Source organism: Actinoplanes sp. NBRC 101535 (assembly GCF_030269225.1).
GTDB lineage: Bacteria > Actinomycetota > Actinomycetes > Mycobacteriales > Micromonosporaceae > Actinoplanes > Actinoplanes rectilineatus.
Genome location: NZ_BSSY01000001.1, coordinates 563,564 through 575,907, shown reverse-complemented (window position 1 = coordinate 575,907; position 12,344 = coordinate 563,564). Strand labels below are relative to the sequence as shown.

Genomic DNA, 12,344 nt, shown 5'->3' with positions numbered 1-12,344 from the left:
CGGGGGTCATCGGCGGGGGAAGAGTTCGGCCAGGGTGGCGACGAGGACGTCGGGACGCTCGAACATCGCCCGATGTCCCGCGCCCGGGATGGTGATCAGGCGTTTGTCGGGGGCCACCAGCGCCGGATACCACTCGGCGAACACCTCGCTGAGACCGCGCATCTCGTTGCCTCCCTGGATGAAGTAGGCCGGTACTTCCAGACTTGTCACGTCACGGCGCAGGTCGGTGTCCTGCATGCGGGGGTACAGCGCCGACCAGGTGTCCATGATCGCGACCATGGTGTGGGCCTTCTCCAGCAGCGTGAGCTCGTCCGCCGAGATCTCGAGGACCGGGTCGCCCTGGTCGTACACCTGGTTCTCGTAGAGCATGAACGGCTCGTAGGACCAGAAGTCCGCATAGGGTGGTCGCCCCTGCGCGGCGAGCTGGTCGGCAACCTCGGCACGGCCACCGGCACGTGCCCAGGCCAGGATGTCGTCGTAGAAGATCTGGTCGCTGGCTTCCAGGTCGACAGCCTGTCCGGTACCGACGTAGGCGCGATACTTCTCCGGATGCTGCTTGACCGCGAGCGCTCCGAGGATCGAACCTCCGGAGAAGGCCAGCATGACGATCCGTTCCTGCCGGAATCGCCCGCGCAGATGATCGGTCACCGCCGTCACGTCGGCGACCGCATCATCGAGAGTCACGGTGACCGTCGGGTCCAGTGCCTGGTAGGACGCTCCCCCACCACGCCGGTCCAGCGTGGCGACCACGAAGTGTTTCTCGAGCCCAGCCAGGTGACGGCGCATCGCCGCCTTCTCCGAGCCACCGGGGGTGCCCGGGACGAACAGCAGGACGGGTGCGCTCTCGTCCCGCCCGCGGATCATCACGCCCAGCTCGTGATCACCGGCCGAGACCATGGCCAGTTCGGCGACTCCACCGGGAATCGGGGCTGTGCGTGCCGGAATCGCGACGACCACGGCGACGGCCAGGAGAGGAACGACCACGGCCACCTGCTTCCACCGGCGCCGCAGGCCGTTGCCGAGCATCACGCCGAGAACCAGTGGAAGCAAGGTGAGCAGACCGTGAACGCCACGGCCGGTGACCAGGGCGAGAAAGCCGAACGAAGTGGGTTGCGGCATGTCCACGGAGGGACCGGACACCCGCAGCCTGGCCAGTTCGAGCGTCAACGCGTACAGCAGAGGGGTTGAGAGGATCACCCAGCGAGATCGGACCGCCCGGCCGGCCAGGACGCCGACCCCGGCGCTGATCGCAATCGACCAGAGAGCCTCGGCGTTGGTGAGCGGGCCGCGCGGCGTCCACCAGGCGGACAGCACGGCCCAGACGATCGGGAGGATAACGGCGGGGAGGAATCGCATGCCGCGACGATCCACCACGGCGGTGCCGGCCCACACCCTTCTCAAGAAGGGTCAGTGACCCTACTTTGGTAGGTCCCACCGGGCGAGTCCGCCCTCCTACTCTTGCCGCATGCAACTCCCCTCGCTGGTGCCCGACAACCGTGGCACCGCCACGCGCAATCGGCTGATCGACGGCATCGCGATCGTGCTGGCCTTCGGCTACGGGTCGATGATGGTCAAGGTCGGTGACGCTCAGGCGCCCGGCGCGTTCCTCCCATGGCAGGTCGACCTGCTCATCGGGTTGTTGGGCGCGCTGGCTCTGGTGGTTCGCCGGCGTCACCCCTTCGTCCTGGCTACGGCCCTGGTGCCGTTCGGGGGGATCTCGGTAGCCATGGGCGGGGCGATCGCGGTGGCCCTGTTCACCGCGGCGGTGCGTTGCAGGCCACGATCGGTGCTCATCCTCGGCGTCGTCAACGTCGTCACCGGCCTTCTCTACTACTTCCTGCAAGGCGACCCGCCCTATGACGCCTGGATCGATGCCCTGGTCCGCATCTTCGTCACCGGGTCCGCGCTCGGGTGGGGTTTCTTCATCCAGTCCTACCGCGAGCTCACGACGTCACTGCGGGAGCGTGCGGCCAGGCTCGAGGCCGAGCAGGAACTCCGCGAGGACCGAGCACGCCTGACCGAACGCGCCCGGATCTCCCGCGAGATGCACGACGTGATAGCTCACCGCATGTCGCTGATCAGCCTGCATGCCGGCGCTTTGGAGGTCCGCGGGCAGGTGACGCCGGAGGAGTTGTCGATCGCCTCGGCCGCGATCCGGACCAGTGCCCACGAGGCGCTGGAGGAGCTTCGCGCCGTGGTGGGGGCGCAGAGCGCACGGCCGGAGCCACCACAACCGGGCCTGGCCGACATGAACGATCTGGTGGAGAGCGCCCGGGAGGCGGGGATGACAGTCGACTACACCAACGGGGTGCCGGCCGACGGACCACCGGTGGTCCTGGGACGTGCGGCCTACCGGATCGTGCAGGAGGGACTCACCAACGCCCGCAAGCACGGATCGGGGCCTGCCGCGCGGGTGCGCGTTGCCGGCGAGGCCGGTCACGGTCTGCGGATCACCGTCATCAACCCCTTTTCCGGTACGCCCGAAGCACCGTCCACCGGCAACGGGCTGGGCCTGGTCGGCATCCGTGAACGGGTGGGGCTCGCCGGCGGCGATGTCCGGTACACCACGGACGACGGTGAGTTCCGGCTGGAGGCGGAGCTGCCGTGGCCGGCGTGAGTGACACGGTTTACGACGGTGCCGCGGGCGTGAACCGCGAGCCGACCGGCAAGGACCAGCCGATCACCGATGGGCGCGGTCAACAGGCCGCCCGTCATGGCGACCGTCGAGGTCAGGACGGCGCTGGACGGCCGATCCGCTTGGCGATCGTGGATGACGATGCCCTGGTCCGGGCAGGTCTCCGCATCCTGGTGGGCGGTTCGCCGGACATCGAGGTGGTCGGCGAGGCGGAGGACGGGGCAGAAGCGGTGAAGATCGTGGACGCGCACTGGCCGGACATCGTGCTGATGGACATCCGGATGCCCCGGGTGGACGGGCTGGTCGCGACGAGGCGCATCCGCAGCCGAGCAGAGGCGCCACAGATCATCGTGCTGACCACGTTCGACGCGGACGAGTACGTGCTGGAGGCCCTCCGCGGCGGGGCAAGCGGGTTCCTGCTCAAGGACACGCCGCCCCTGGAGATCCTTTCCGCGGTGCGGACCGTCGCGGCCGGGGCAGCGATGCTCTCCCCCATGGTGATCCGGAGGCTGATCGACCATGTCGCCGACCCGGCTGCGGGCAACCGGCAGGCACTGGCCCGGAAGCGGCTGGCCGTGCTCACCGATCGAGAGGTCGAGGTGGCGGTGCTGATCGGCCGGGGTTGCTCCAATGCGGAGATCTCCGCCGAACTGCGGATGGGTGTTCCGACGGTGAAGGGACACGTGTCGCGGCTACTCATCAAGTTGACGGTGAACAACCGGGTGCAGATAGCTCTACTCACCCACGATGCCGGGCTGGTGTGACGGCATGGAGGCACTGGAGCACGGCGTCGGTGACACGAGTGTGGTCGCCGGTGGCCAACAGGTCGAGCATCGCGCCGCGGAGAACAGCGAGGACGGCGGTGCGACGAGCCAGGCCCTCCGAAGTGTGCCGCTCCGCATCGGGCTGGGAGTCGGCAAGCATGGTGAGCCAGTCGGTGACGGTCGAGGCGGCGAAGCCCGACCACGGACCGGCAGGGTCGGCCAGCGACTGTCCGTAGGCCTCGGTCCAAAGGACGAGTACGGATCGATGTGCCGGATGGCTGAGCCAGAGCCAGATCTGCTCGGCGGTGACCGCCAGAAGGTCGGGCTGCGGCAACCGCTCGCCGGGCAGCGGTTCCCTGCCGCCCGCATCGGACGAGGCGTGAGTGCCCAGCCTGCGCAGCATGGCCAGCTCGTCCGCGCGGGCGCGGGCCAGCAGCTCCCGGATCAGGCCCTCCTTACTCCCGAAAAGGAAGAGCAGGACTCGGGGGCTGGAGCCGATCTCGGCAGCCAGCGGGCGGAGCGACAGGGCTGCCAGGCCGTGGCGTCCTACGTAGTCGTAGGCGAGTTCCAGCAGTTCGGAGCGCCTCGGCGAGGGTGTTGTGGACGGTTCGACCATCGGGCTAGTATGCCAACTGAAACGACTGTTTCAGTAACGGGAGGTGATCGCCATGGACGTGACGATCCGGGCACTGGGCGAGCCGGGCGACCTCGGCTGGGTGGTGCAGGCGCACGGCGAGGTCTATGCGAACGAGTTCGGGTGGGGCACCGCCTTCGAGGCGCTGGTGGCGCGGATCGTGGCGGACTACGCGGGGAGTCACGACCCGCAGCGGGAGGCCGCATGGATCGCCGAGGCCGACGGACGGCGTGTCGGGTGCGTCTTCTGCGTCGATGGCGGCGCAGCTGAGGGCGGGACCGGCGGTGGGACCGATGGCGGGACCGCGCAGCTGCGGATCCTGCTGGTGCATCCGGACGCGCGCGGGTCGGGGCTCGGTGGGCGTCTCGTGGACAGGTGTCTCGAGTTCGCAGAGCAGGCCGGATATTCCCGGATGCGTCTGTGGACCAACGACCCGCTGGTGGCGGCTCGGCACATCTACCTCAAGCGCGGATTTCAACTGGTCGCCGAGGAGAAGCATCAGAGTCTCGGCGCAGAGCTGGTTGGCCAGACCTACGAGCGGGAGCTGACACCAATCAGGTCGTGAAGCCCTGCGGACCCGACCGAGGAGCCAGCACTCACCTGATCGACCGGCACGAGCGGGAGCGGACACCGGCCGAGCCACAGAATCCGCGCCAACCTGGCCGACGAAACCGGGCTGACTCGGAGGAACCGACCCAAGCTCGAGCCAGCAGTGGCTGAGCGGCAAATTCGCCCGCGCTCAACGGACGAAAGCGACACCCACCTGCCTTGACCAACGCGGCCGGAACCCGACTCCGATCAAACCACGAACCGGCACAAGGCAGACCTGCGATGCCCAGCCAGGTTGTTCAACCGAGTGATGGGTGCCAGCTTGCCGACGCCGTGGGGGCGAACCGACGCATGGGCGACCGGCGGACCAACCCACGGACAGACGCGAAATCGACGGACGGCCGACCGCGAGCCAGCAGGCAACGAGCTGACGAGCTGACGAGCTGACGAGCTGACGAGCTGACGAGCTGAGCAAACCAGAGAGGGCGGCGCGCTTGGAAGCCTTGCGAGCAGGAAGTTACCGGGGCGGGAAAGCGCAAACCCCGGGAGACTTGGAGCGTCCCGGGGTTTGCGCAGCTACGAGATCAGAAGATGTCGTTGCCGAGGTTGATCAGGCCGATCTGCGTGTTGTGGGAGTGCGGGTGACCGCCACCCAGACCGCCACCCAGACCGCCGAGGCCGCCACCCAGGCCGCCCAGACCGCCGCCGCCCAGCGCGCCGCCACCCAGGCCGCCGCCCAGACCGCCGAGGCTCAGGCCACCGAGGCCGCCACCGAGGCCGCCGCCCAGACCGCCGCCGAGGCCACCGGCCAGGCCACCGCTGATGGAAGCGTTCAGGGAACCGCCGAGACCGCCGCCCAGAGCACCGGCACCCAGGCCGCCGCCCGGCAGGCCGTGGACGGCGCCGTAGCCACCGCGGTCCTTCTTGCACTTGTGGTCGGCCGCCTGGGCCGGAGCGGCCATGGCGAGGCTCGCGCCGGCGGCGAGGAAGATGCCGCCGAGGAACAGAGCCGTACGACGCATGATGTGTTTCCTTCCGGAGTTGGTATGACCAAGGGAGAGTTTGTCCCGAGAAAGGCCCTATTGCACCTATTTTGCGCACAGAAGAAACCATGGTGCACGGATTGGGGGAAATTGCTCCGCGGCAGAAGCGGGCGGGTTAGGGTCCGAAAGGCCGGTTCATTCCCTGAAGGTGCATTCGCGTTCGGCGCACGCCGCCCCCACCGCGGGACAAGGCCGTGAACAGCGAAAACGGGTCGCGTAATGGCCAGGGACGGACACCACGCGGGTCAGCGAACGGGTGGGTGATCCCGACACGCCGACTGGCGAACGCTCAGACCGCCGCACCAAACGAAGCCACAGAAAAAAGTGAAGCCACGCCGAGGTGGCGAAGCTTCACGAAAAGACGAAAAGACGAAAGACGAAGACACGAAACTCGGAACGCGAAACCCGACGCGCACACGGAGCGGAGACAAAGACGCGCGCACACGGAGCGGAGACGAAGCGGAGACGAAACCGGCCGACCGGCCCGGCGAACAGGACCACGCCGGCTCCCCGGAACACGCTGTGCGGGCGGACTGGAGCGGCCGGTCACCGCGTACCCGAAAGGCAGCGTGACCGGCCCATCTGCCTAGAGCCGCACGCCCAGCAGCGCGTCCACCGCCTGGGCCATCAACCTCGGCGCCTGCTCGTCGTCGCCCGCGCCCGCCAGGGCCGCGTCCACCCAGGCGTCGACCACGGTCAGGGCCCCCGGCGCGTCCAGGTCGTTGTTCAGGGCTTCGCGAACGGCCGCCAGCAGGCCCTCGCCCGACGGGCCCGACTCCGCCTCGGCCGCCTCACGCCAGCGGGACAGGCGCTGCTGGCCGGTCTTCAGGACGTCGTCCGTCCAGTCACGGTCGCTGCGGTAGTGGCCCGACAGGAGGCCCAGGCGGACCGCCATCGGGTCGATGCCGTCGCCCCGGAGGCGGGAGACGAAGACCAGGTTGCCGCGGGACTTCGACATCTTCTCGCCGTCGAGGCCGATCATGCCGGCGTGCGCGTAGTGGCGGGCGAACGGTGCCGCGCCCGTCAGGACCTCCGCGTGGGCGGCCGAACACTCGTGGTGCGGGTACAGCAGGTCGCTGCCGCCGCCCTGCACGTCGATCGTGTCGCCCAGCAGGTTCAGGGCGATCGTGGCGCATTCGATGTGCCAGCCGGGGCGGCCGGGGCCGAGTTCGCCGCCGTCCCACTTCGGTTCGCCGTCGCGGGCGCCGCGCCACAGCAGCGGGTCCAGCGGGTCGCGTTTGCCGTCGCGGTCCGGGTCGCCGCCGCGTTCGGCCGACAGGGTCGTCATGTCCGCGACGGACAGGTTCGACTCGTAGCCCCAGTGCGGCGCCGCGGCGATGTCGAAGTAGATGTCGCCGGTGCCGTCGTCGAGACGGTACGCCGCGCCCTGGTCGAGCAGGGAGATCACGTGCGTGACGATGGACGGGATCGATTCGACGGCGCCAACATAGTGTGCCGGCGGGATGATCCGCAGGGCTTCCATGTCCTCGCGGAACAGGGCCGTCTCGCGCATGGCCAGGACCACCCAGTCCTCGCCGTCACGTTCGGCCCGTTCCAGCAGCGGATCGTCGATGTCGGTCACGTTCTGCACATAGGTGACCCGGTGGCCGGCGTCGCGCCACAGCCGGTTGACCAGATCGAACGCGATCATCGTGGCGGCGTGGCCGAGATGGGTCGCGTCGTAGGGGGTGATGCCGCAGACGTACATCGTCGCCGTCTCGCCCGGCGTGGTCGGTTCCAGCGACCGGCGCGCCGAGTCGTAGAGCCGCAACGCGGGTGCATTCCCCGGCAGGGTGGGTACGTCGTGACCGGTCCAAGCGTCCATGCTCGGAGCCTATCCAGCGGCGTTATATGAAATCCGCTCGCGTGACCTAAACCTCTAGATCGGCGGCCAGGGGATGGCCGGCCATTCCTGGGGCGGCTCCGGGAAACGGCACGCCCGCATCAGGCGTTTCACCCGGCGGCCGACCTGCCGCACCTCGGTGATGGTCAGGTGTTCGTCGAGGGCCTCGCCGAGCGGGCCGTCGAGTTGTTCACCCAGGCGGGCGAGCACGTCGGTCGCCTCGGCCGGCAGCGGTTTGCCGGTCCAGCCCCAGAGGACCGTGCGCAGCTTGTTCTCCACGTGGAAGCTGACGCCGTGGTCGACGCCGTGCACGTCACCGCTGGCCGGGTAGAGCACGTGGCCGCCCTTGCGGTCGGCGTTGTTGATCACCGCGTCGAAGACGGCGAGCCGGGCCAGGCGGGGGTCGTCGGCGTGGGCCAGTGCGTAGGCGTCGCCGTCGTCGTCGCGGGCCGACGCCACCGCGAACCAGCCCTCCGGCACGTCGAACGCCGGCACGAAACCGATCAGCGAACCGACCTCGGCGGGCTCGTCGATCCAGAGTTGCAGCGCACCGGGGCCGAGCGGGCCGTCCCGCAGGATCGTCGGCGGCACCAGGCCCCAGCCGATGGCCCGGGACACCAGGTAGGCCGACACCTCACGGCCGGCGAGGGTGCCGTCCGGGAAGTCCCACAGCGGGCGCTCGCCGCGGACCGGCTTGTAGACGCAGCGCCGGGTCACCCCGTCCAGGGTGATCTCAGCCCGCAGCGTCGTGTTGGAGGCGTCGACGAGGCGCCCCTCGATGTCGATCCGGCCGCGGCCGAGCAGCTCGAGGGCGTCCGTCTCGGCCAGCACGGCTGCGGGCTCCGCCGTCACCGGTGGTAACCGTTGTGCCGGGGGCAGAGGTGGCCGGCCGGGTCCAGCGGCTGTCCGCAGAGCGGGCAGGGCGGACGGCCGGCGGCGACGACCCGGCGTGCCCGGTCGATGAACGCGCGGGTCGCCTCGGGGGTCAGCCGGACCCGCAGACGATCGAGATCGTCGTCGGGCTCGTCGTCCTCGTCCTCGTCGTCCTCATCATCGTCATCGTCGTCGGCGCCCAGCCCGTCGCCGGGGATCTCGGTGTCCGGCTCGCCGGCCTCGATCGCCTCGATCACGACGGTGCCGGTGTCCACGTCGAAGGCGAGACCCAGCGTGCCGACCCGGAACTCCTCGTCGATCGGGGAGTCGAGCGGCTCGTTGTCATGCACCGCGAGCACGGGGATCTCCGGCAGGGTGATGCCGAACCGCTTGTTGGCCTCGAGGAGCAGCTCCTCGAGTTTCTCGGCGAGCAGCGACACCTGGACCTTCTCCAGAGCGACACTGACCACTCGGCCACCGCCGCGTGCCTGGAGGTAGAAAGCGCGGTCCCCGGGCTCGCCCACCGTCCCGGCGACGAACCGCTCGGGCGGCTCGAAGGCATGTACTTGGTGGGTCATGCCGACAACCCTAGCCATCCGCGGCGGTAACCGCGCGGGTCAAGGTCCCCGGTTCGCCGAGGGCGCAACCGCCACGACTCTGCGTCGATATTCCGGTTACGGAACGCCTCAGACACCGCCTCCGGCGCCTCCACCCACCGCGGCGTCACTCTGATCGGCCCGCTCCCGGCCGTCTTTTTTCGGGGGTACGAGTGAAGCAAGGTCACCCGTGTCGTTGACCCGCACCAGGAACGGCCGCGTCGGCGTGTACCGGATCACGGTGATCGATGCCGGGTCGGCCACGATCCGCTGGAACTGGTCCAGATGCAGGCCCAGCGCGTCGGCGACGATGGCCTTGATCACATCGCCGTGGCTGCACGCCAGCCAGATCGCCTCCGGCCCGTGTTCGGCGGTGACCCGCGCGTCCCAGGACCGGACCGTGGCGATCGCCCGTGCCGACATGTCCGCCATCGCCTCGCCGTTCGGGAAGACCACGGCGCTCGGGTGCTGCTGCACCACCGGCCAGAGCGGCTCCTCGGCCAGTTCCTTGAGGGGGCGGCCCTCCCAGTCGCCGTACCCGCATTCGATCAGGCCCTCGTCCAGCTCCGGCTCGGCCGCCGGGGTGGCGATCGCGACGGTCTGCCGGCACCGGATCAGCGGGCTGGACACGACGGTGGCCAGCGGCAGCACCCCGAGCCGGTCGCGGACCCGGGCGGCCTGGGCGCGCCCGGTGTCGTCGAGTTCGACCGGGCGGCGGCCGGCCAGTCCACCGGACGCGTTGGCGGTGGTACGGCCGTGCCGCAGCAACAGGACGGTGGCCACTAGACTCCCGATTCCTCGAACGCCTCCGCGACGATGCGCAGAGTACGGATACCGCTCTCCCGGTCGCCCACGTACGGGCTGACCGACAGGGTGCCGACACCGGCCGCCGCGTACTCCCGGATCCGCTCGACGACCCGCTTCTTGTCGCCGATGATCGAGGTCCGCTCGATGAACTCCTGCGGCACCGCGGCGGCCGCCTCGGCGACCTGCTTGTTCAGGTAGAGGTCCTGGACGAGTTTGGCCTCTTCGGCGTAGCCCATCCGGACCGCGAGCTGGTTGTAGAAGTTCTGCTCCCGGCTGCCCATCCCGCCGATGTACAGCGCCGCGTACCACCGGACCACGTCGGCGCAGGCCGCCACGTCGTCGCCGAGCACCACCGGGACGGTCGGCGCGATGTCGAACCCGTCCAGGGTCTTGCCGCTGCGCTCCCGGCCGGCCTTGATCACCGCGAGCTGCTCCTCGGCGCCGTCCGGGGCGAAGAAGATCGCCAGCCAGCCGTCGGCGACCTCCCCGGCCAGCTCCAGGTTCTTCGGGCCGACCGCGGCCAGGTAGATCGGCACGTCCGTACGCTGCGGGTGGAAACCCAGCTTGATCGCCTTGCCGGCGCCGCCGGGCAGGGGCAGCGTGTAGTGCTCGCCGTCGTAGGACACCTTCTCCCGGGCCAGCGCCATCCGGACGATGTCCACGTACTCCCGGGTGCGGCCCAGCGGTTTGGCGAACTTCACGCCGTGCCAGCCCTCGGAGACCTGCGGCCCGGACACGCCCAGCCCGAGCCGGAACCGGCCGCCGGACAGGGTGTCGATCGTCGCGGCGGTCATCGCGGTCATCGCCGGGGTGCGCGCCGGGATCTGCATGACGGCGGCACCCAGGTCGATGCGCTCGGTCTGCCCGGCCATCCAGGCGAGCATGCTCACCGTGTCCGATCCGTACGCCTCGGCGGCCCACACCACCGCATATCCGAGCCGGTCGGCCTCCTGCGCCATGGCGAGGTGGTCGGCGGGCGTGCTCCACGCCGTCTGATATCCGAGACTGAGACCGAGCCGCACAGTGTCCTCCCAGATCTTGATGTGGAAGCAAGCCTACTGACCGGTCGGGCTTACGTTTCCGTCCGGTAACCGACCGACTCAGGTCCGGGCGGATCATTTCGCCGCCGGCCTGCTCTGAATAAGGTTCACTCATGTACCAGCGACCGCTCGGCCGAAGCGGGCTAGCGGTTTCGCGGCTCGCGCTCGGCACCATGACCTGGGGCCGGGACACCGACCCCGACGACGCGGCCGCCCAGCTCAAGGTGTTCCTGGAGGCCGGCGGCACGCTGATCGACACCGCCGACGTCTACGGCGACGGCGACGCCGAGGCGGTCATCGGCTCCCTGCTCGACCAGATGGTCCCCCGCGACCAGGTGGTGATCGCGACGAAGGCGGGCCTGACCCCGCAGGGCTACCGGCCACGCGACGGCTCCCGCGGCAACCTGCTGCGTTCGCTGGACGCGTCGCTGCGCCGGCTCGGGACCGACTACGTCGACCTGTGGCAGGTCCACGGCTACGACGCGCAGACCCCGTTCGAGGAGACCCTGTCCGCTCTGGATCAGGCGGTGAACAGCGGGAGGGTGCGCTACGCCGGCGTCTCCAACTTCGCCGCCTGGCAGATCGCCCGCGCGGCGACGTGGCAGGCCGCGTACCCCTCACGGGCCCCGATCGTCGCCGCCCAGATGGAGTATTCCCTGCTCGAACGCGGCATAGAGCGCGAAGTTCTGCCCGCCGCCGCAGCCCTCGGCTTCGGGGTGCTCGCCTGGTCCCCGCTGGGCCGCGGCGTGCTCACCGGCAAATACCGCAACGGTCGCCCCCTCGACTCCCGGGCTGCTTCGGATCACATGGCCCCGTTCGTGCGGACCTATCTCGAACCGCGCAGTTCCAGCATCGTCGAGGCGGTCGTGATAGCGGCCGGTGGCCTCGGCGTCTCCCCTCTCGAGGTGGCGCTCGCCTGGATCCGCGACCGCCCCGGCATCGCCTCGGCCATCCTCGGCGCGCGCACCGCCGGTCAGCTCCAGGGCGCCCTGCGCAGTGAACAGCTGACCCTGCCCGCGGAGATCGCCGTCGCGCTCGACGACGTCTCCGCCATCGACGTCGGATACCCCGAACGCGAGGGCACCGGTTACCCCGACATGTGACCGACGGGACTGGCCTCACGCAGGACGGAAGCGCATATTGGTGTCCATGGACTACGAATATGCGCCGCTGCGGTTGCCCAGCAATGTCGACCGGCTGACCGCGGCGGCGCAACTCGCCATCCAGGCCGAATTCTCCGGCTGGGAACTCGCCCGCGTTCAGCTCTTCCGCGACGGCTCCCGCAAGGTCGTGCTGCGCCGCCGCGTGCAGCCCACCCCGCAGCCCAATCTGAGTTACTAAAAACCCGTAAAACCGCATATATGGTACGACCTAGGGGCCGGACAACCGCAGGAACGCGCTCTCACGCTGACCGCCCGCGCCGCGTTCCCGCACTCCCCTGCCGCCGTTCCGGGCCCATGCGGCCCCGAACGCCCCACGGCCCTCACCATCCGCGACCCGCCCGCTGTCGCCACGGGCCGGCCGTCACGTCAGCCACACCGGTCGTGCACGGTTTTCACC

Annotated in this window: 13 protein-coding genes; 5 read left to right on the top strand and 8 right to left on the bottom strand. The window is 69.7% G+C overall.

Annotated features, from left to right (window positions below; translation table 11 throughout):
* Window positions 1-6 precede the first annotated feature (6 nt).
* Window positions 7-1,356, bottom strand: a complete 1,350-nt coding sequence (locus tag QSK32_RS02425; protein ID WP_045748403.1) for an alpha/beta fold hydrolase — start codon at window positions 1,354-1,356, stop codon at window positions 7-9.
* 109 nt (window positions 1,357-1,465) lie between these two features.
* Here QSK32_RS02425 and QSK32_RS02420 point away from each other — a divergent pair, with 109 nt between their 5' ends.
* Both QSK32_RS02420 and QSK32_RS02415 read left to right on the top strand, forming a co-directional pair.
* Window positions 1,466-2,617 carry a sensor histidine kinase gene (locus tag QSK32_RS02420; RefSeq protein WP_285471085.1) on the top strand — a complete coding sequence of 384 codons (1,152 nt, stop codon included), beginning with the start codon at window positions 1,466-1,468 and terminating at the stop codon, window positions 2,615-2,617.
* A 62-nt stretch (window positions 2,618-2,679) separates the two neighbouring features.
* Window positions 2,680-3,399 carry a response regulator transcription factor gene (locus QSK32_RS02415; protein WP_502872502.1) on the top strand — a complete coding sequence of 240 codons (720 nt, stop codon included), beginning with the start codon at window positions 2,680-2,682 and terminating at the stop codon, window positions 3,397-3,399.
* On the opposite strand, the gene QSK32_RS02410 is transcribed toward QSK32_RS02415, so the two are convergent.
* Complete coding sequence (locus QSK32_RS02410; protein ID WP_285471084.1) at window positions 3,374-4,015, bottom strand: TetR family transcriptional regulator; 642 nt, start codon at window positions 4,013-4,015, stop codon at window positions 3,374-3,376. The two genes, QSK32_RS02415 and QSK32_RS02410, sit on opposite strands and share 26 nt — an antisense overlap.
* 52 nt (window positions 4,016-4,067) lie before the next feature.
* Here QSK32_RS02410 and QSK32_RS02405 point away from each other — a divergent pair, with 52 nt between their 5' ends.
* Window positions 4,068-4,598: a GNAT family N-acetyltransferase gene (locus tag QSK32_RS02405; RefSeq protein WP_285471083.1), complete on the top strand. Its 531-nt coding sequence runs from the start codon at window positions 4,068-4,070 to the stop codon at window positions 4,596-4,598.
* 568 nt (window positions 4,599-5,166) lie between these two features.
* Here the strand turns inward: QSK32_RS02405 and QSK32_RS02400 are convergent.
* The 6 genes from QSK32_RS02400 to QSK32_RS02375 form a co-directional block, all read right to left on the bottom strand.
* Window positions 5,167-5,604 carry a hypothetical protein gene (locus tag QSK32_RS02400; protein WP_157411339.1) on the bottom strand — a complete coding sequence of 146 codons (438 nt, stop codon included), beginning with the start codon at window positions 5,602-5,604 and terminating at the stop codon, window positions 5,167-5,169.
* A 607-nt stretch (window positions 5,605-6,211) separates the two neighbouring features.
* On the bottom strand, window positions 6,212-7,450 hold the full coding sequence (gene mshC, locus QSK32_RS02395; RefSeq protein WP_045745753.1) for a cysteine--1-D-myo-inosityl 2-amino-2-deoxy-alpha-D-glucopyranoside ligase: 1,239 nt from the start codon (window positions 7,448-7,450) through the stop codon (window positions 6,212-6,214).
* 54 nt (window positions 7,451-7,504) lie between these two features.
* Complete coding sequence (locus tag QSK32_RS02390) at window positions 7,505-8,320, bottom strand: SCO1664 family protein (RefSeq protein WP_502872495.1); 816 nt, start codon at window positions 8,318-8,320, stop codon at window positions 7,505-7,507.
* A complete protein-coding gene (locus QSK32_RS02385) occupies window positions 8,317-8,919 on the bottom strand; it encodes a DUF3090 domain-containing protein (RefSeq protein WP_045745755.1) in 603 nt (200 codons plus the stop codon). Before QSK32_RS02385 ends, QSK32_RS02390 begins: the two co-directional genes overlap by 4 nt.
* 108 nt (window positions 8,920-9,027) lie before the next feature.
* The gene (locus QSK32_RS02380) at window positions 9,028-9,720 is read right to left on the bottom strand and encodes a histidine phosphatase family protein (protein ID WP_045745756.1); all 693 of its coding nucleotides are present in this window, start codon (window positions 9,718-9,720) and stop codon (window positions 9,028-9,030) included.
* Entirely contained in the window at window positions 9,720-10,766 is a 1,047-nt protein-coding gene (locus QSK32_RS02375) for an LLM class F420-dependent oxidoreductase (RefSeq protein WP_045745757.1), read from the bottom strand. The genes QSK32_RS02380 and QSK32_RS02375 overlap by 1 nt, the downstream gene beginning before the upstream one ends.
* 131 nt (window positions 10,767-10,897) lie before the next feature.
* Here QSK32_RS02375 and QSK32_RS02370 point away from each other — a divergent pair, with 131 nt between their 5' ends.
* On the top strand, window positions 10,898-11,887 hold the full coding sequence (locus QSK32_RS02370; protein WP_045745758.1) for an aldo/keto reductase: 990 nt from the start codon (window positions 10,898-10,900) through the stop codon (window positions 11,885-11,887).
* A gap of 46 nt (window positions 11,888-11,933) precedes the next feature.
* Complete coding sequence (locus tag QSK32_RS02365) at window positions 11,934-12,125, top strand: DUF5703 family protein (protein WP_045745759.1); 192 nt, start codon at window positions 11,934-11,936, stop codon at window positions 12,123-12,125.
* The last annotated feature ends 219 nt before the right edge of the window (window positions 12,126-12,344 follow it).